This window comes from Mycobacterium arosiense ATCC BAA-1401 = DSM 45069 (genome assembly GCF_002086125.1).
GTDB classification, from domain to species: Bacteria; Actinomycetota; Actinomycetes; order Mycobacteriales; family Mycobacteriaceae; genus Mycobacterium; species Mycobacterium arosiense.
In genome coordinates, this window is the sequence record NZ_MVHG01000334.1 from 1 (window position 1) to 259 (window position 259).

The 259-nt window shown below is 64.5% G+C and carries 1 protein-coding gene; it reads left to right on the forward strand.

Annotated features, from left to right (window positions below):
• The coding region (locus BST14_RS32095; protein WP_142279723.1) for a hypothetical protein at positions 1-259 on the forward strand (259 nt) is incomplete at both ends.

Genomic DNA, 259 nt, shown 5'->3' on the forward strand with positions numbered 1-259 from the left:
GGCATCCGCAAGATCACCGAGCTGACCGCCACCCAGAACGTCATCACCAACGAACTGGAGCGCAACGAAGAGCTGGCGATCAAGAATAAGAACGTCGAGACCCGCGAGGCGGCCCTGGCCCTGGGCCTGGCGGGTAGCGCACCGCTCACCGGGGAAATCGCCAAGCAGCTCGGCATCCAGGACTTCCAGCTGGACACCGAGGGCACCGGCAACAGCACCAGCGTGGTCGCCAGCGGGAATATCACCGACAAGCTCAGCC